The sequence below is a fragment of the Fodinicola feengrottensis genome (genome assembly GCF_010993775.1).
GTDB classification, from domain to species: domain Bacteria; phylum Actinomycetota; class Actinomycetes; order Mycobacteriales; family HKI-0501; genus Fodinicola; species Fodinicola feengrottensis.
The window spans coordinates 53,951-71,358 of sequence record NZ_WOTO01000045.1; the positions used below are offsets into that span (position 1 = coordinate 53,951).

At 64.9% G+C, this 17,408-nt stretch carries 21 protein-coding genes and 2 pseudogenes; 15 read left to right on the forward strand and 8 right to left on the reverse strand.

From position 1 onward, the window contains the following. Positions 1-34 precede the first annotated feature (34 nt). Positions 35-181 (forward strand): DNA cytosine methyltransferase, encoded by a 147-nt coding sequence (locus GNX96_RS65460; protein ID WP_390624203.1) that lies wholly within the window; start codon positions 35-37, stop codon positions 179-181. A gap of 15 nt (positions 182-196) precedes the next feature. On the opposite strand, the gene GNX96_RS65465 is transcribed toward GNX96_RS65460, so the two are convergent. After that, positions 197-769, reverse strand: coding sequence for a hypothetical protein (locus GNX96_RS65465; RefSeq protein WP_390624204.1), 573 nt, complete (start codon positions 767-769; stop codon positions 197-199). A 175-nt stretch (positions 770-944) separates the two neighbouring features. Here GNX96_RS65465 and GNX96_RS65470 point away from each other — a divergent pair. The 3 genes and pseudogenes from GNX96_RS65470 to GNX96_RS33675 form a co-directional block, all read left to right on the forward strand. Further along, positions 945-1,364: pseudogene (locus GNX96_RS65470) on the forward strand (hypothetical protein); the annotation flags it as partial. A gap of 230 nt (positions 1,365-1,594) precedes the next feature. Beyond that, on the forward strand, positions 1,595-2,188 hold the full coding sequence (locus tag GNX96_RS57180) for a DNA-methyltransferase (protein ID WP_279582171.1): 594 nt from the start codon (positions 1,595-1,597) through the stop codon (positions 2,186-2,188). After that, complete coding sequence (locus GNX96_RS33675; protein ID WP_163571975.1) at positions 2,178-2,420, forward strand: DNA-binding protein; 243 nt, start codon at positions 2,178-2,180, stop codon at positions 2,418-2,420. The genes GNX96_RS57180 and GNX96_RS33675 overlap by 11 nt, the downstream gene beginning before the upstream one ends. A 482-nt stretch (positions 2,421-2,902) precedes the next feature. Here GNX96_RS33675 and GNX96_RS33680 read toward each other — a convergent pair whose 3' ends face one another. Continuing rightward, positions 2,903-3,289 carry a hypothetical protein gene (locus GNX96_RS33680; RefSeq protein WP_163571976.1) on the reverse strand — a complete coding sequence of 129 codons (387 nt, stop codon included), beginning with the start codon at positions 3,287-3,289 and terminating at the stop codon, positions 2,903-2,905. Positions 3,290-3,407: 118 nt separating this feature from the next. Next, positions 3,408-3,710: a hypothetical protein gene (locus GNX96_RS33685; RefSeq protein ID WP_163571977.1), complete on the reverse strand. Its 303-nt coding sequence runs from the start codon at positions 3,708-3,710 to the stop codon at positions 3,408-3,410. A gap of 567 nt (positions 3,711-4,277) precedes the next feature. On the opposite strand from GNX96_RS33685, the gene GNX96_RS33690 reads away from it, so the two are divergent. Then, on the forward strand, positions 4,278-5,240 hold the full coding sequence (locus tag GNX96_RS33690; protein ID WP_163571978.1) for a C40 family peptidase: 963 nt from the start codon (positions 4,278-4,280) through the stop codon (positions 5,238-5,240). A 36-nt stretch (positions 5,241-5,276) separates the two neighbouring features. On the opposite strand, the gene GNX96_RS33695 is transcribed toward GNX96_RS33690, so the two are convergent. Next, complete coding sequence (locus GNX96_RS33695) at positions 5,277-7,193, reverse strand: DUF6119 family protein (RefSeq protein ID WP_163571979.1); 1,917 nt, start codon at positions 7,191-7,193, stop codon at positions 5,277-5,279. A gap of 288 nt (positions 7,194-7,481) precedes the next feature. On the opposite strand from GNX96_RS33695, the gene GNX96_RS57185 reads away from it, so the two are divergent. After that, entirely contained in the window at positions 7,482-7,604 is a 123-nt protein-coding gene (locus GNX96_RS57185) for a hypothetical protein (RefSeq protein WP_279582165.1), read from the forward strand. A gap of 171 nt (positions 7,605-7,775) precedes the next feature. After that, positions 7,776-8,150: a hypothetical protein gene (locus GNX96_RS33700; RefSeq protein ID WP_163571980.1), complete on the forward strand. Its 375-nt coding sequence runs from the start codon at positions 7,776-7,778 to the stop codon at positions 8,148-8,150. A 619-nt stretch (positions 8,151-8,769) separates the two neighbouring features. On the opposite strand, the gene GNX96_RS67420 is transcribed toward GNX96_RS33700, so the two are convergent. From GNX96_RS67420 to GNX96_RS33710, 3 genes are all read right to left on the reverse strand, one after another. Beyond that, positions 8,770-9,681, reverse strand: coding sequence for a competence protein CoiA family protein (locus GNX96_RS67420; RefSeq protein WP_452124496.1), 912 nt, complete (start codon positions 9,679-9,681; stop codon positions 8,770-8,772). A 545-nt stretch (positions 9,682-10,226) separates the two neighbouring features. Further along, the gene (locus GNX96_RS33705; RefSeq protein ID WP_163571981.1) at positions 10,227-10,460 is read right to left on the reverse strand and encodes a DUF397 domain-containing protein; all 234 of its coding nucleotides are present in this window, start codon (positions 10,458-10,460) and stop codon (positions 10,227-10,229) included. Beyond that, on the reverse strand, positions 10,457-11,281 hold the full coding sequence (locus GNX96_RS33710) for a helix-turn-helix domain-containing protein (RefSeq protein WP_163571982.1): 825 nt from the start codon (positions 11,279-11,281) through the stop codon (positions 10,457-10,459). The genes GNX96_RS33705 and GNX96_RS33710 overlap by 4 nt, the downstream gene beginning before the upstream one ends. A gap of 712 nt (positions 11,282-11,993) precedes the next feature. Here GNX96_RS33710 and GNX96_RS33715 point away from each other — a divergent pair. The 7 genes and pseudogenes from GNX96_RS33715 to GNX96_RS57195 all read left to right on the forward strand — a co-directional run bounded on the left by GNX96_RS33715 (position 11,994) and on the right by GNX96_RS57195 (position 15,740). Continuing rightward, entirely contained in the window at positions 11,994-12,233 is a 240-nt protein-coding gene (locus GNX96_RS33715) for a hypothetical protein (RefSeq protein WP_163571983.1), read from the forward strand. After that, positions 12,233-12,571 carry a hypothetical protein gene (locus GNX96_RS33720; RefSeq protein WP_163571984.1) on the forward strand — a complete coding sequence of 113 codons (339 nt, stop codon included), beginning with the start codon at positions 12,233-12,235 and terminating at the stop codon, positions 12,569-12,571. The genes GNX96_RS33715 and GNX96_RS33720 overlap by 1 nt, the downstream gene beginning before the upstream one ends. A 277-nt stretch (positions 12,572-12,848) precedes the next feature. Continuing rightward, complete coding sequence (locus GNX96_RS33725) at positions 12,849-13,166, forward strand: hypothetical protein (RefSeq protein WP_163571985.1); 318 nt, start codon at positions 12,849-12,851, stop codon at positions 13,164-13,166. Positions 13,167-13,423: 257 nt separating this feature from the next. Beyond that, positions 13,424-13,660 carry a hypothetical protein gene (locus GNX96_RS33730; RefSeq protein ID WP_163571986.1) on the forward strand — a complete coding sequence of 79 codons (237 nt, stop codon included), beginning with the start codon at positions 13,424-13,426 and terminating at the stop codon, positions 13,658-13,660. Positions 13,661-13,757: 97 nt separating this feature from the next. Further along, positions 13,758-15,215 (forward strand): sulfotransferase, encoded by a 1,458-nt coding sequence (locus GNX96_RS33735; RefSeq protein WP_163571987.1) that lies wholly within the window; start codon positions 13,758-13,760, stop codon positions 15,213-15,215. Further along, a pseudogene (locus GNX96_RS65475) lies at positions 15,212-15,280 on the forward strand (hypothetical protein); the annotation flags it as partial. The gene GNX96_RS33735 and the pseudogene GNX96_RS65475, both read left to right, overlap by 4 nt. A gap of 280 nt (positions 15,281-15,560) precedes the next feature. After that, a complete protein-coding gene (locus GNX96_RS57195) occupies positions 15,561-15,740 on the forward strand; it encodes a hypothetical protein (protein ID WP_279582167.1) in 180 nt (59 codons plus the stop codon). Here the strand turns inward: GNX96_RS57195 and GNX96_RS33745 are convergent. After that, the gene (locus GNX96_RS33745; RefSeq protein WP_279582168.1) at positions 15,720-16,085 is read right to left on the reverse strand and encodes an NUDIX hydrolase; all 366 of its coding nucleotides are present in this window, start codon (positions 16,083-16,085) and stop codon (positions 15,720-15,722) included. The genes GNX96_RS57195 and GNX96_RS33745 overlap by 21 nt on opposite strands. A gap of 114 nt (positions 16,086-16,199) precedes the next feature. Between GNX96_RS33745 and GNX96_RS33750 the strand changes: the two genes are divergently transcribed. Continuing rightward, positions 16,200-17,045, forward strand: a complete 846-nt coding sequence (locus tag GNX96_RS33750) for a glycosyltransferase family protein (RefSeq protein WP_163568059.1) — start codon at positions 16,200-16,202, stop codon at positions 17,043-17,045. The last annotated feature ends 363 nt before the right edge of the window (positions 17,046-17,408 follow it).

Genomic DNA, 17,408 nt, shown 5'->3' on the forward strand with positions numbered 1-17,408 from the left:
CGTTGCCGCCCTCCGAGTTCGCGGACTCGACCGGGTGCAGAGTGACCTGGCCGCGGCAGGGTATGACACGAGCTGGATATGCCTACGCGCATCTGCCATCGGTGCCGCCCACCACCGCGACCGGATGTTCATCCTCGCCGCCCGCCGACAGGATTCTTCTGCCGACGCCGCTGGCACGTGACGGCAAGGGAGCCGGTTACCCCGACACTCCCATTCCCAACAACCTGCCCGCGGCGATCGAGTTGATGTTGCCCACACCGACCGCCAGCCCGTACGGCAGCAACGCCTCACCCACCCCGGGGGCGCACGTCAGGCCCGGCCTGGACCACCTCGCCCGACACGAAATGCTGCCCACACCGCAGACCGTGGACGCCGTGGTCGCCGGCGGCCGATGCGTCAGCGAGCGACGAGCCCACCAGCCTCGGCAGCAGGTCAACCTGACCGACGTGTGGCGCTGCCAGCTGGCCCCGCCCGGAGTCGAGATCAACGCCCGCGCAGCCGGAATCAAGCCGTGTACCTGCCGCCAACACAAGGCGCGGCTATGGCCGACCCCCCGCGCCTCCGACGGCGCGAAAGGATCCCCGAAACAAGCCGGCTCCCGCGGCGACGACGACACCCTGTCCGCCGCCGCGATGCGGGTCATGCCCACCCCCTTGAGAGGCGCCGGCCGCACCAGCCGGAATGCGATCGAGGTCAGCGGCTCTGGACCGCGCTTGGAACAAGCCATCGAGATCGCCGCCGCCGGCACCCCGCCCCGAGAAGCCGTCACCGCCGCTGCCAATCTGCCGGCCTGGCAAACAGACCCGAACGCCAGCACCCACTGGGGACCATACGAAGCCGTGATCCGCCGCTGGGAAAACGTCCTCGGGCGGCTCGCGCCGGATCCGACCTCGATCGGCCCCACCGGGCGGCCACGGCTGAATCCGGTCTTCGTGGAATGGCTGATGGGTCTGCCCGAAGGCCATGTCACTGGGACCGCCTTGCCTCGCAGCGCGCAGCTGAAAGTCCTCGGCAACGGCGTCGTGCCCCAGCAGGCGGCTACCGCACTGCGGATCCTCCTCGACGCCCTTTCCGGCCCCACTCAGCCCGAGCGCGCCTGGGTCATCGAAGGCAGGAACGCCGAGCACCGTGGAGGTGTCACTGTGACGATCCAACCGGCGCCGTACTGGCAGCGGCCGGGCGTCACTCTCTACGCCGGGGACGCCACCCAAGTCCTCACCGGCCTACCGGACACGTCAGTCGACTGCATCGTCACCTCACCGCCGTACTACGGGCTCCGTGACTACGCCACCACCGGGCAGTACGGGCTGGAACCCACCCCGCAGCAGTACGTGCGGAACCTGGTCGCCGTGTTCGCCGAAGCCCGGCGGGTGCTCCGCGAGACCGGCACCGTGTGGATCGTCATCGGCGACTCCTACGCCTCCGGTGAGACCGGACGCGTCGCGTCGATGCCGCCAGCCACTATCCCAGCCTCGCCGACACCCAACCCGAACGCCGCGATCGTCGTCACCACACCCGCACCGGCCTACCGGCGAAGAACCTTCTCGGGATCCCGTGGCGGTTGGCGATCGCCCTGCAAGAGGACGGGTGGTGGTTGCGGTCGGCCGCAATCTGGCACAAACCCAACGCGATGCCCGAATCGGTTCGCGATCGGTTCGCCGTCACCCACGAATACGTCCTGCTGCTCACCAGAGCGAAGAACTACCACTTCGACCTGGACGCGATCCGAGTGCCGCACCGGAGCGCCGGTATCACCCCGCGCCCCGGCCAGACCCGCGACAAACCACCACGCCAACGGACCGGCAAATACCGTGCCGGCAACCCACAGCTGCCCCACGCACACCGCTATGCCGGCCTCAACGTCGGTGGCCGGCACACCTACGGCCACCCGCAGGGAAAGAACCCTGGCACCGTCTGGTCGATCGCCACTCGGCCCACCCGCCACATCCACTGCGCGGCCTACCCGATCGACATCCCGCTACGCGCGATCGCCGCCGGTTGCCCACCGGCCGGCACCGTACTGGACCCGTTCCACGGCTCGGGCACGACCGGCATCGCCGCCCTCTCCCTGCACCGCACCTACGTCGGGATCGACCTCAACAGCGAATACCTGGACCTGTCGACCACCCGACTGAACCACGGCGACGACACCGACGATGAGGGGAAAGAAGCCACCGATGTCGACTAGCCCGCCCCCACGCCAACCGACCACACCGCTCACCCTGGAGGAGATCCGCCAGCTTCCGGCTGTGGTTGACCTGGTCACCGCGAGCCGGGCGCTGGGCATCGGACGCACCCGTGCGTACGCGCTCGCCCGCACCAGGACCTTCCCGGTCACAGTCATCGAGGTCGGTCGTGGATACCGGGTGTCGACCGCCGCGATCCTTCGACTCCTTGACCCGACCCCGCTTAACTCCTGACCACAGCAGTAGCCCCAGTACGCCAGCGCTCCTTACCTGAGCGCCAGATACCACCGTCGCCCTGGGCGACGACGTTGTGCAGGTCTGGACTGCTGGTCGTGTCGGGCGGTCGCATCGAGACCGACGTGCACAAGCGTGGCCTTCCGCCCGAACCGCAGCGTCAGACGGTGGTCGACCGAAGTCGAGGCACGCAGGGTACCCGGTCGACCGTACGTCGAGAATTGGTGACGGGCTTGCCGCCGTTTCTACGGCACGCAGAGGAGGCAAGGTGTGCTTTGGCCGGAGGCGATTCCGTGTTCGCCGTTACCCAGCGCGCCTGGGGTTCTCGGCCGTGATCGCTCCCGGCGTGATGCTCGACCGGCGATGGGCGCGGTGTAGCCGATCCGCGATCAGTCGCGCCGGCACCTCTGGCTCGTGGTCAACCAGACGCTGCCCGAGGCGCCACCTGCCACGGCTGGCCTGACAGAACGCCGTACAGCTGGTCAGCTCCTCCCGCACCAGCGCAGTCCGTGCCCGCAACGAGCCCGGTACCTGAAGATCGCGCGCGATCTCGCGGGCCAGCATGCCGCCGTCTGGCGCCACCGCCAGGGTGCGCGCGCAACCTGCTCGCCCAGTCCCCGTTCGCTGGCGGCGCGAACGGCCCGCGCCTCCCAGAGGGGCGTGTTTTCGTAGGACCGCTCGTACATGGTCTGCAGCGGGGGAATGGTCAGTGCGGCCAGATCAGTGACCACATCGAAGACCTGTGTTAGCCGCCCGGGCCGTTCTGGATCGTGCGCCCAGTGATAGACCAGAAAGCCGCTCGCGGCGACTAGTCCCGTCTGAGCGATCACCGGCAGCTTCTGGAATCCGCGCACTGCGCCGACCAGCAACAGCTCCGCCGTCGCCAGGGGGGGATCGCCGCCGCCCGCGCGATCAAGTTCAACTCACCTTCGTTTGCCGCGGCGAGCAGCAATGGGAGCCGGTCCTTCTCCCCGAAGCCGTGGCTAGTCAGGTGCGGGTCCTCGGCCAGCACATAGCAACCTGTGTGTCGCGGCTGTCGGCGCGGCCGTGATCGGAGTCTGCGGGCGAGCGGGCGAGAGCGAAGGCCAGCCGCGCGAGAGGTACGTCATCGGCGTCGACCCGCGCGACCGCCTGGACGTTGGGGTCGCTGGCGCCCCAACTGTCGGGCACATCGACCACCCGCACATATGGGGCGTACATGGTCCGCCAGCGCGCGACCGCCATGGCCGGCTCGACGGCACGCGTCCGCTCCCGCGCCTGTTCCGGTAGGTAGCGCTCGACCTCAGCCACCACGTGCCGGGGACGTAAAGGACAGCCGCGTCGTAGTGGAGCGCGGCCAGCAGGCTGGTCAGGTTGTCGTTGCGGGTGCCCTCGATGATCTCGTTCATCAGCGCGCCGCAGTCGCCGACGAACACGCGAGCGCGTCGGCGGCCGCTCGGCGAGTCGTTCATGGCCGCACGCTACCCCTCGGCACCGACAACCCCGGACCCGATTTCCACCATCGAAACTCGGCGACCATCGGCGGATGCTGGCAGGTTCATCGATCCGTCACCCAGCGCGATCCCCAGACGAGTCCGTACAGAATGCGCTGTCGTCTGTGTCACGGCCGGCAGGATCAGCCGCGCGGAGTCACCCGCGGTTTTGACCAAGGTGGAGCGAGGCTGTGTGCCGCCACCCGGCCGGTCACCTTCCTTCACCGGCACAGCCTGCGTGACGCGTTCCCCCTTTTTCAGGCTAGTCCGTCGTTCACCGCCGGTCGGATGCATCCGCTTGTCGATCCTTGTCGCACCCTGCACCCTGCTCGTCGCCCCGGGCGTAGGTGCAGTTCCCCGCGTCCGCTCGAACGGAGCCACGCCCGTGTCAAAGCCTCTGCTCGTCATTGCTCTTCCCCTGGTATTGATTCTTGTCGCTGCCCTGGCGATCGCCGGCCGCCTCGGACTGACTGGCGGATCCACCGGCGGGTGCGTGCCGGCCCTCCCGCCGGACATCGCTCGCACCGGGATCACCGCCGAGATGTTCAACAACGCCGCCACAATCGTCACCGTCGGCCAGCAGATGCGGATATCCCAACGCGGCTGGGTTATCGCGGTCGCCACCGCGATGCAGGAATCCAGCCTGACCAACACCAGCGGCGGCGACCGCGACTCCGTAGGCCTGTTCCAACAACGCCCGTCGCAAGGCTGGGGCACCCCGGCGCAGCTCCAAGACACCACGTACGCATCCCAACAGTTCTACCGAAAACTCCTGACCATCCCGGGCTGGCAAACCCTCCCGCTCACCGTCGCGGCCCAGGCAGTCGAACGCAGCGGCTATCCGGACGCCTACGCCAAACACGAACCACTGGCCACCCGCATCGTCATGGCCATCGCCACCAGCGTCTGTCCGATGGCCGGACCGTTCGGCCAACGCGTCGTCGCGTACGCCAAACGCCTCCTGGGAACACCCTACGAATGGGGAGCCGGCGGATATTCCGGCGCGACAGGCGGACACATCGACTGCTCAGGACTCACGATGTACGCGATCTACCAAGCCAGCAGCGGAAAGATTCGGATACCCCACGTCGCAGGTCAGCAAGTCCCGTACGGGCACATCATCCCGAACAGCCAGATGGCACCGGGCGACCTTATCTTCTTCTACACGCCCGGAGACGCCACCGGACGCCAACACCACGTTGCCATCTACCTCGGTATGCTCCCAACCGCATCAAAATCCACCCAACTTGCACCCTGGGTGATTCACGCCCCGGACGTCGGGCAGTCAGTAAAAGAGGCAATTCTCTGGCACGACAGGGACGTCCAGACTGCGGTCCGCTACGGGTAGGGTCACCACTATACTAGGTTCTCGCGGGCACATGTCTCAGCAAGATAATCGGCTGGCGCGTGCGTCATCGTGTCGCTGTCTCATCGCTCGTCGTCCGCGACCGACGAGCATAGTTGTGCCGGTGCTCTGCAGCGCGCCACCGCTTTGCCATGCTCGAGTGGGTGCGACGGGAATGCCTGGGAGATCATTGACGCCGTGTATGGGCCAGTCGAAATGATACATCACGTCCCTTGAACTCGTTCTTCGTAAAAAAATCTCACGGCGTGCTATGTGTGAGTGCAACGCATCGTTCTCAAAGTCTACTGGCACAAAATCTCGGCGAGTGGAACACAGGACGACGTACACGAGTTCAAGGTCGAACCATTTGAGGAATGTCGCCTTCGAGATCCCTTTGTCGGCGTTATGGGGACTTGCTTTCCAGTCGTCGAAGTATCTGGTCAGTAGGGGGCGGCCATTATCGAGGTCGCTGTCAATCACCTCGGAAGACATTACTATCTGAGAACACGCGTCCCGCATCTTGGCGTCGAACTTATCCTTAGAATGCACGATGTAGAGCCTTTGGTTGTCTTCGTCAACCTTGAGCAGGTCGAAGAGTTCAATCTTGCCGCGGTCCGACCGGGCGAAGATTTTGTCGCCATAGTGGAATCCCGCTACCAGCGCCTGTCTCTTGTTAAAACCGTCTTCATCTTCGTCATCTCTCCATGTGAGGAATGGCACGTCGGCGAGCAGCACGGGGCGGCTCGTCGAGAAGACCTCCTCAATGAAGTCTCGCTTGAGGTTTTCAAGGAAATCGCCCTGACTTCGGTACCAGATCTTGTCCAGTCGAAAATATGTCTGCCCTTCATAGTCGACTTCGCCGTGCAAGAAGTTGATTAGCTTGTCCCTAATCCTCGTTGCGTGATCATCGGGATCGATGGAGTAGCTAATTCCAAGGCTGAGAGCATGGTCTCGAAATCCCTCGACAGTTCTGACAGATGACGCACATATGCTCCTCATAGCCTCAACGAGGCGTACCTTATCGGGAGGCCCTGTTGAGATTTCGAGGCGGCCAATTTTGAAGTCCGAACCAGCATTGTAGCGGGTGATGTCACCCGGGTCGGACATGTCTAGGTCAATCTCGGCACTGCCGAGCAATACTTGTCGAAGGTTCTCGACGAATCGATCGGTCAATAGTCCTTCGATATCCTTGTTGTTTTTTATCGGGTATAGGTTGTCCAGAAATGAGAGTTGTAGGGCTTGATCTGCATTCGGCTCCGGGAGTGTCTCCAACTCGGCGACGAGGGCAACAACTTCTGCAAGATCGAGCCGCTTGCGCAGTACAAAGGCGGCCTTGATCTCGACCGCCGGCGGTCGGGCGGGATCGATGATGCTTCGCAGGTAGCTGCTATTCGCCAATAGTGAACTGTCGATCCGTCCTACTAGTTTCTTCCAGACCTTCCCGAAAGTATCGCTCCGGTCTATGGAATGTCCTCGCCTGTAGGTCTCTACTCGACTCGTCCTTGTGCCGGCGAACTCCCGGACGGCCGATTCGCTGAAATTGTTGGCAATCAGTTTCTTGGCTGTGTCGAAGGGGAAAGAATAGTCAACGAGCCCTTCGATGATGCGATACCCAGCGCCCGAAGTGATGGCAAATACTGCTAATTTGGTTGCGATAAACAGGCAGGCATCTGCACTTTCGGAACGAAACAACTTCACGTCGTCAGGCACGGAGAGGTGGCCCTGAATAAATGGTAGTAGTCCCACATTGTTCTTGCGCCTCACATACAGTGCGATGCTGACACTGTCAAAGTCCTGAACGATCTCCACTTTTCTTAGTGGTTGGTGCTTGAAGGGCTCATCCTCGACAAGTTGTCCATAGATGGAGACTACCTCGTCGATTCGCTCGCTCGGACTAACGTCTTCGGGCATGGTCAGCCGCCAGATCGCGATGTTCGAGCGTTTGCCAATACTCATCGGCTATGCCTTCGTCTAGTTCCACGGCCTGCGCAGATCAACGAAATCATCACCGCGCGACCATACGGGCACCTATCAGTCTGCGCTTCGTGACGATCTGATCGCGGAGAGTTGACTAAAGGTTGAGGCTGTCCGAGCCTTACGGACGACAGGTACGCGATCTCTTACCGGATCCTGGCAGTCAGCTCTAGTGCGGCCCATAGCTCGGCTGGAAAACACCGAGGTGGCCAGCGGCTCGTCATCGCGAGTGGCCGCAGTGGTGAGTTTCCGGAGCTGGTCAACGAGCTGATGGAGGCTCGTAACCTCGAGGCCGTGCCGCCCGGCATCGAGTGGGCAGACGCTGAGATCCGCGGCATCCGCTACCTCAAAGCTCAGGGCAAGCGACTTGGCTGCGATGAGCGCCGCATTTGACCTCTGCTACGACTGCGCCGCGGCCATCCGAGCCGAAGGCATCAAACCCTAGCACGATCACCAAGCGGCAGCGTGAGACCAATCAGCTGTCAGCACGGAAGCGTCAACCATCTCAACCACCCAGGCGCCCACCGTATGCTCCACCATCACGCCCGTCCAGAGGACCGAAGCATGGCCGCTAATCGCCGGAAGCTGCTGTCGAAGGAGCTGTACCAGCAGCTAGAAGCTGCTGACGACAACACCCAGCGTCAGGTGGCACAGGTAGTGATGGGCATGGCATTGGACGCCACTCCAGACTCCACAGGCCGGGCCGATGTCGAGGCCGCACTAAGTGCTGGCCAGGACGGCGACTCCGATCTGCGGCAGTGGCTTCAGCAGACGAGCAAGGCCGCTGGCATGGCTAGCTATGAGGCCGAGGAACTGGACGGTAACCGTTCCGAAGCCGAGCGCTCCTGGAGATCGTCCGGTGATATCAACGGCCAACGGATTTACCTGGGTACCTGCCACCCAAGCCAGCCGGGCCTCGATCGTGTTGGACAACAGTGACGTCGCGCCGCCGGTCATTCTGGGCGACCGAACCCTGACCCGGTGAATGGTGGGGCGACCGGCGACGCTGCACAGGGTCGATCCGACACTCGCCTGCCTGAACTGCAGGCTTCAGGTGAAGACATGCGGGTGGCCGTGCCGGCGACGGGGGGCGCTGGCACGGCCACGGACTTAGCGTGACACCTATCCATACGATCGAGCAACGCACGTCGCGGTAGCGCGCAGGAAAGTTTGCCGTGCAACTGCTCGACTGGACACAAGGATCGGTAGGCCCGGCCGGAGCGTGGGCCTCGGTGGGCGGTCGGGGAACGGGAGCGACTGGGGCGCCGGAAACACCGTTGTTGTGTAGGTTTGTTCCCGTGGCCGGTGGAGCTGGGTGACTCCCGGCCGCTGGCCGGCAGGCCGCGCGTACGTCAGGTGATGTGCGGTGGGGGCCTGCCGGCCGCAGGTTTCAGGGGGCGCGCAGGTTGGAAGCCAGCGAATACGCCACAGTTATGGGCACAGTTGCCCACCGCCACAACCCGGCACCGCCTCAAACGTACGGCGCAGCAGCGGCTCGGCAATGTTCAGGAGCAACTAGCCGGTCACCAGCAACGCATCCTCGTGCCGCGCCGCGAGGCTAGTTAAGCCGCCAGAACTGCCACCACCGGCGTGGTCGCGGTGGAGGCGGTGTCCACGGTGCATGTGTGAGAGCAGTGGTCGTAGCGGGCGGGGGTGTACGGCGGTAGTTCGGGTCGGGTTCGGGCGGCGCTGGGGGAGGGAGGGCAGATGACACTGTTGGCGGGTCTGGCTGGATTGCCGGTGGCGCCGGCGCGGGAACGATCGCCGTGGCGGGTGGCAAGTTCAGGGCATGCCCAGGGACGTTTGGAGTTCCGACCGGGAGCGTTGTCGTGCGAGTGCTGGCACGCTCTTGTCGACGGAAAGCTCGGAAGGCTTCGACATCGCTGTCGAGCGCCCACAGTCCGGTGCCCTGTCCGAGGAGGTAAGGGGTATACCAGCGGCGGCGCCCCGAAAGAATCTCGGCGAGAAAGGTGTAGCCGTCCATCGTCCCGGTTCGGAACCATGATGACGACGTGCGCGGGGTTCTGTTCCGTGCCGGAGCGTGGGCGACGGTGGCGAACACCTGCAGACGAGCCCGGAACGCCAGGTCACGATTACCGGGATCTGCCCATGGGGCGAGAGGCCTTCCTCGGGGGTCGTTCTTGTCGATGACCCGAAAGCGGATGGCGGGCAGCGTGAACAAGGCCGTGGTCAACGCCTTGGTGTCCGGTCCTTCAACGATCCACCAACAGACCTGTCCACCCTTGGCTCGCCGTGCTTGCGTCCGCTTGGTGAACTGAGTGGACCGCAGCTGCACTTCCAGGCAGTACGCAAGTTCCTGGACGAAGACGTCGGCTCGTGTCGGTGGGTGCTCGGGGATGGCTGTGTAGCCGAGCTGGCGGGCGATCCTTGTCAGTCGGAACTTCACCCATTCGTGCTGGGCGGTCTCCTGGCCCCCCCGCCGCTGTCGTGGCCGGCCCAGTGATCGCACGAGCGGTCGACAGACTTGAAGCGGAAATACCGGGGGTTGTATCTATTGCGGGGGTTCTCGTGGGACACGAGTTCGACCTCGCAACCAGCCTCCGGGCAGACCAGCGGGAGCCGCGGTGACTGCCGAACAACCGCCCAGTCGTCCGGATCGCCGACCCATAGAGGGGTCGACCGCGGCTGATGCCGGAGCTGGGCATGCCGCTTGCGGTCCGGGTGACGACACGAGTCAACGGCTCTGTTCGAGTCCATGTCTCTGTTATCGCACAACCCACCCGTCGGCGGCGCGTGAATAGTGAACACGAGGTTCGCGCTTCGTTCTGTTGTTGCCCTCAGATAGATCAGGGTTCCACTGGAGAAGGGTTCGTTGGGTAATCGACGACATCATCCCAATGCCGAGCATCCGTGGATAGCCTGCTGCCGCCCTCAACAGCCGTAGGAGGCCGCAGACCCGGCTTCCATGTGGTTGCCTGCGAATATCATCCACGAGCGACATGACTGTTGACCGTCGCCCAGGCTGAACCTTCCTAAGCCCTCGGGGGAAGTTCGTTACCGGCGTAGCTCTCCGTCCAGAATTCCGTTGACGAAGGCGTCGTACTCGGTGTCGGTGAACAGGTGGGGTGGCTGCTGCGGGTTTTTCGAGTCGCGGAGGGCGACGATGTGGTGGTCCAGGAAGGCGATCTCGACGCAGTTTTGGCTGCCGCTGCTGCGGCTGCTTTTTTGCCAGGAGGCGTTCTTGAGCTGGTTGGTGATCCATTGCGGGTCGAGGTCGTTTTTGTTCATGCGAGGTCTTCCGCGATCGAGGCCAGGACTCGTGTTGAGTCGGCGGTGGTTAGGGCGTCTTTTTGGAGCAGGTCTTTGATGTTGCGGTATCCCTCGACCTCCTCCTTGCTGGTGGTGAGTTGTAGTGCTGCGCGTGTGGACTCGATCGACACTTGGTCGCGTCCTCCGGGGAAGGTCATGTACATGAACGGCCCGTCGACGCCGGCGTGAGCGCCGGCTGAGAAGGGGATCACCTGGATGGTGATGTTCGGGTCGTTGTGGGCTAGGTCGACGAGGTGGTGAACTTGGGCGCGCATGACGCTGCGGCCGCCGACTTCCTGCCGCAGGATGCCTTCGGTCAGGATCACCTCGACCTGCAGCGGCGGCTGCCTGTGCAGAGCGACCTCTTGGTGTTCGAGTCGCAGATCGACGAAGCCGGTGAGCTGCTCGTCTGTCCAGACTTTGGTGCTCTGGGCTATGGCCCGCGCATAGTCGGGCGTCTGTAGGAGTCCGTGGATGACGCCAGGATTCCAAACGAAAAGGCGGGAAGCGGTGTCGATGCTGACCAGGTAGCTGTTCAGGAGGTCGCTGACGACGTTCCCGTAGCGTTCCCAGTAGTCAGGCTCGTTGCCGCGTCGCACGAGGTCTCTGAGTTCTTCCTGAACGAGCGTGTCGGTGAGTTCGTAGACCAGGAAGACGTGCGGCAGCTGCTGGAGTGTCAGTGCCTGTGTGCCGTTCTCGATCTTGCTGACTGTGGAGACGGCCTTGTATCCGAGCTTGGCGGCGGTCTCGGCCTGTGACCAGCCTCTGTCCTCGCGGATCTGCTTGAGCAGCGCGCCCAACCGCGCGCGTGCGCGGCGTTGCCTCTGCCATGACCACCTCCTCCTTGTGAAGCCTATCTGCGCACGATCCGCGCGCCGACTCAAATACTGGAGGAAAATATTCCTACGCGAACTGTTGCCCGTAAGGCTGGATTCCAGTAAAGATAGTCACAGCGGAAATCCAGAACTCTCCGGGTCTTGTTCACCACACAGCGTTAAGTCCGCCGGTCCGGGAGACCTTAGAGCTGCCCCCTGACAGGGCACCTAATCGGGCCGAGGAGGCGATCATCCATGCGAGCGACCTGCGCGAGACTTCTGCAGATGTGGACCTGAGCCACATCGATGCCGAAAGACCTGGTCACGCGCGGTGGCTGACGCGGTTCCACCTGGATCGAGACGATGGACGTGACAGGTGTGTCTGGGTGTGGCGTATCGCCCACGGGACGGTCCCGTCTGGATTGGTGAGCCTGTGCTGGGACTCCCAAGAGCCCTCGGTGTCGGTTCTGACATCCATCGGCCAGGTTCGTCGGATCCACGGCCACAAGGGTGCGACTGAGCTGGTTTGGATCGACGATCCGCCCGGCAGGCGCGCACCCGAACGCGCGAAGTCCGTCAGTCGGGAGGCGGCGGTGACCTCATAGAAGCACCGAGGCCGGGTACGGGGCTCGCCAAAGACACCCGCACCGGCCTCGGTTTCCTACTCGCCCGCATCGTTGAGGAAGGGGCATGTCCAATGATCTATGACGACCTGCGCAAGGCGCAGGCGGCCGCCCGAGGAAGTCGGGGGACGCCGGGCCGAGACGAAGTTTTGCCGCCGCTGTACAGGCAGGTTGAGGCACTGGTCGGCCTACCGGCTGGCCGGGAGTTGTCGCTGGTGAAGGCCGAACCAAAACCCGCACTGAAGGAGGACTCCTGGCCCGCTAAGGGCGCGCCGGTTCAGCCTGCCGCGGCGATGCGGGCCGAGGTGTCGTGATGGCGACCGTGCCGTTTCACGCGACCGCTGTTGCGGGCCGTCCGTGCCCAGCCGATCGCGGGCGCGCGAGTGTGGCGGTGTTGGGGCTGGGCGACGTACGCGCGGCCTCGCCGGTCCAAGCGCTATGCAGCCACGATCCCGACACGGAATTCGCCTTCCATGTCGCGCGTACGCGCAATGGTTTGACGACCGCGTTGGCCGCGTCGCGCTGTCTGCGGTGCCGTGAGCCGATCATCGGCATCGACGCCAACGGCGACGGCAACCCTCCGCACGGCTGGATGACCACGGCCGAGTACGCGCGTCGCCGTGTGCCGCCGTCGCGCAACTCGTTGATCTGACCTGTGCGCTGTCGCGACGGCCGTCACGAACCCATCGGGCTGTACGTCCCTGGCTGCGGACTTGAGGTCTGGGTTCCGGCAGGTGGATGGGTCGATCTGATGGCTGCACGCTGCCGCCTGTGTCAATGCGCGCTGGTCGGCCTTCGGGCATGGACGACGCCGTCTGAGTCATGGGTGCCGCTGGTCGAGCTGTTCGGCCGGCCGCACGAACCGCACGCCCACCCGTTCCCTTGGCCGTTGGCCTGAGGGATCTGTTCAACTGCGAAGGGGATCGTCGATGATCCGCTGTCCTGGTCACCAAGTCGTGGCGCCGAGTCGGCTGCACGCGGAGGCCGTTCTTGAGGGTCACGTCGACCTGCTACGTGGTACCTGCGATGACTGCCAGCTGACAGTGGTCGGAATCAACGTCGGCAACGGCCGCGACGTGGTCTGGTTTCCCGTCGCCGAGATCGTCACCCACCAGCGTCACTATCAGCGGAAGCTCGCTGGTGCCGCACCACTTGATCCGCGATTGACCAACGGCGAACTGCTGCCGACCCTCCTTGCGGAGGGCAAGGTCGCTCTGGCGGCGGCAGTCACCGGACGCGGCGCATGACCAACTTCAAGCTCCCCGTCAGCCGTACCGCTGATCGCTGCGGCGGCGGGTCGAAGGGCGGTAGCGCTGCAACGGTCGGGCCGGGGTGGTGGGAAAACAACCAGCCTGCCCGTTGCGGTGTTATCGCCCGGCCTTTCTTCGAATACGAAGGAAAAATGCATCTCCCATGTCGTGTAGCGACATGAAAGGCCAACCTACTCCGACGCTGCGCAGCAGGACGATCCTGCGCGGCGTCGGGCGGACGGTGTGGCGCGTGTGTGTGGCGCTCGTACGGCTGGCTGCGCCGAGCACGGGCCGGAAAGCACCATGATCGCCTTCTAGCTCGGCGCTGCGCCGAAATCGACGCCCAGGTCAGGGCCGAGGCCGAGCACCGCGCAGACGGAGCCAACTACGTCGACTGGATGCGCTGGCCGGCCCACGAGTTCCGCCGTCAGCTAGCCAACTACCTGAAACACCGTCGTTTCCTCAGAAACCGCGACGACCGCCCGGCCTGACCGGCTCGGCTATGTCTGTTTTTCCCGCCGGACGAAGAGAATTCGGAGCCAGTTCGATGCGAATACCTCACCACTCCAGCTCTGGCCGGAGGTCCGCATGACCACAACCCCTGCCGACGGCACCGCAGAGGAATTAGCGGCCCCGGCAGTGCTGGTGATCGACGAGATCGACCAGCGCGTCCAAGCGGCACGTACCGAGCACGAAGGGCATGGCGGTGCAATCCAGCCGCCGCTGCTCGTTCTGGGCATCAGCGAACGGGTCGGCTCGAACTGGCTTACAGACACCCTGCAGCCGGTGTTGGCCGCCAACAACGAGCCGCTGCGGCAACAGATCAGCGCCCAGCACCCCCTGTCCACGCTCAACCCGGCCATGGCCGCGCTGCATGACCTGCACTCCGCCGACCTCGACGAGGCAGGCCAGCCAGGACAGCCGTGCGAGTTCAGCGGGCTCGGTCAGCATTGGCTGGCTGGATTCGTGGCCAGCAAGTACAGCTCGCCGCGCCAGTTAGTCAAGGAGACCAACCTGTATTTCGGCGTACCGAACCTGCTGCGCATCTTTCCCGACGCCCCGATTGTGGTGCTCACCCGCTGCCCACTGGGTGTGGCCAGCTCATTCGCGCGCGGCCGATTGTGGCAGCGATGGCGCTACCCGGACCGCTACGACCAGCTCGCACAGCTTGCCCGCCGACCCGGACACCAGCGGTGGGCAGCGATGCTGCCCCGAGACAGCCCGTCGGATCTCATCGGCATCACCCGCCTGGTCGCACTCGGCGCCCTGATCACCGCCGCTGCCGTCGCCAGCCGGGCGTATGCCCACGTTCCGTACGAGCAGCACGTGCTCAACCCGTCCGGGTGCATGGCCGACCTGGCGCCTTTCCTGGACATCGATCCCGAACAGCTCACCACGCTCACCGCCACCGCGCCAACCCGGCCGGCGATCGGGAAATCGACAGCCGCCAGCAGCCAGCGAGACGACACTTTCACCACCGCGACACCCAGGCCCACCCTGGACGCGGTCCTGACCGCCGAGCAGGCCCAACTGGTCGACGACGAACTCGCCGCCTGCCTGACACGTGCCGCGGACCTGGTCCAGCCCGTCGTCTCGTCGACGCCGACACCTGCGCCCGGGCGCAGACCTGGCTGGCAGGAGCCCACCTCTATCGGCTCACCCGTTCACGCAGCCGGCGAACCATCCGCCGCCGTCCCGTCTGCGTCCCGCCGGTCGACCCGGCGTACGTCACCTCCCACCCACCCGTTCGCCCGACAGAGCCGATCGACGATCCCGATCCGCCGCCGCCGAGCACGGACCCGCGCCGTCCGGTCGAGCCTGTCCGCCCGGATCCGCAGTGGCGCAACCTGCTGGTCACCAACGTCGAATTCGCCGAGCTGCTGCTCAACCAACTGGCCGACCTCGGTCTACCCAACACCCACACCGGGACCCACCTGCTGCACATCCCGATGCCGCACGAACGGGGCGGCCGGATTCACCTGCACCCGGCCACGAAGCAGTGGACCGTCAGCCGCGGCTACGAGCACCACCCGGCGTACTGGGTGACCTGGATCGGCGCCGCGGCCTTCGCCGCCTGGACCGGTGCCCGACTGCCCACCCGCGCCGAGCTGCACCGCCACACCCTGGGCGCCGAACCGACCAACACCATGTACGCGGTCGGCGACGTGGTCGCCGCGACCGAACCCGGCCGCAGCCAGCTCGACATCCACCACCGGGTCGGCAACCTGCAGACCTGGTGCGGCGACGGCCCACCCGGCGGCCGCCACCAGCCCGTCGCGAGGTACCTGTTCGGTGCCGCCTGGAACACCCCAGCCGGCCGGACGGCCATCACCGCCATTCGATCCCGCCAGCTGCTCGGCGGCTCACGCGGAATCGGCTTGCGCCCTGTCCGTGACACGGAAAACCGGACGCTGGGAGACCGCCGAGCTGGCCGGCGGGCTGTGGCGCTGGATCCACAGCCTCCGCGACCGAGCCCAACCGCTGCAGACCCTCGACCAGACCGTCCTCGACCTGCTCGCGCCCACCGCCCCAGCCTGCGGTCGCGGCGGGTCAGCCCAAGCCGATCGCTGACTTCGGCCCCATGTACGAACCCGCGCCCGGAAATCCATCCTGGCACAGCTGCACGAAACGCTCGCTGAACCCGCGCCCCGGCAGGTCAGCGATCGTCACGAATTCCACTCCTCTGATCGGTCGGGAGTCCTTACCGGGCTCACCGGCCCCGACTCGGCCGCCGACTCGGCGAGCCTCGAAGGTGATGTGAACAACGTGCGCCCCAACGTGATCACATACGTACAGCATCCGGCCGACCTCGACAACGACGCCGGCCTCCTCCCGGACTTCCCGCACCAGCGCCTCGGCGAGGGTCTCGCCATCCCTCGACCTTCCCGCCGGGAAGGCTCCAGGTGCGATCGCCATCGGTGTCCTGGTCCAGCAACAGAATCCGGTCGTCCTCGATGACGATCCCGGTTACGCGGATATGCACCCAGCGACCGTAGCAAGCCGCTGGTCCGCAACAATGGCGGTGACCCGGTGACTACCGAACGTGTCGCACATGTGGTCGTCGCCGCGGGTGGGCTCGGCACCAGGGCCGCGAGCTGGTCCCAGTTCCTGCCCAAGGAGTTCTACCCCGTGCAGGGCCGGCCGGGCATCGCGCACCTGCTCGACGAGATCGCCGCCGTCGGTCCGGCGCGAGCCGCGATCGTCTACCACCCGTACTACGAAACGTTCGTCCGCTGGGCACGCTTGACCCTGTCGGCCGGTGCCCAATATCGCTACCGGACGCTCGCGCGGCAGCCTGTTGCGATCCGCTCGGCTTGGGCCGACCTTGATGTCATCTTCGTACGTCAGCGCGGCGACTACGCCGACATCACCTCCGTACTCAACGGCGCCGCCACCCTCCACCCACCCGGTGACCTCTACCTCGCCTTCGCCGACAACCTCTACCCAGCCGCGCCGCCGATGCCGATGCTGGCCGCAGCAGCGGCGGACACCGTCACCGTGCTGGCTCGTCCGTTCGACCTCGACGCGGCCGCCCATCGCGGAGTGATCATCTGCCCTGACACGACCGTCAGCGGCCGTCCCATCATGACGTCCTTGATCGAAAAACCGACCCGCGACCAGGCGGTCCTGCTCCTGGACCGGTACGGCCACAACGGTCTACGACTGATGGAAGGTCGCGCCCGGCTCACCCAAGACTTCGTGGAACATCTCCGGAGCGAACCTCCCACCGGTCCGATCCACGAACCAAAGTTGTCACTGGCTTTGGCGTCTTACAGCCGCAAACGACGCGTCGAGATCCTGACCACCACCGCGCCGGTCATCGACCTCGGAACCACAGAGGCGGACTCGCGCCTCGATCCATCGCACTGCGGCTGACTTCAAACGCTTGGAATCCGACGGGTCCGTAACACGAACGGTTCGGTGATTAAAGGCGTCGGCGGCCCCACGCACTGAGGAGCCATATGGGAGTGTGCGCCGATGGCCGCCGGGATCATGATCGACCGTGACGGTCCACGCCGCCACGAACGTGCTGCAGGGGCTTGAAAGAGTTCGGCCGGCTGCAACTGAGCCCACGTAGTGCCCGACGGCGTGCCAAGCGGGCTCGAGATGGCACATTATGGCCACGATGTCCGATTCGGCGGGTAGAGTGCTCCTCTATCCAAGGCTATCTACGGAGTCTGTTCAAAATGGCGTTTACGAACCACCGTCCCCATCCGACCGAGTAGCGGCGAGCTCGCG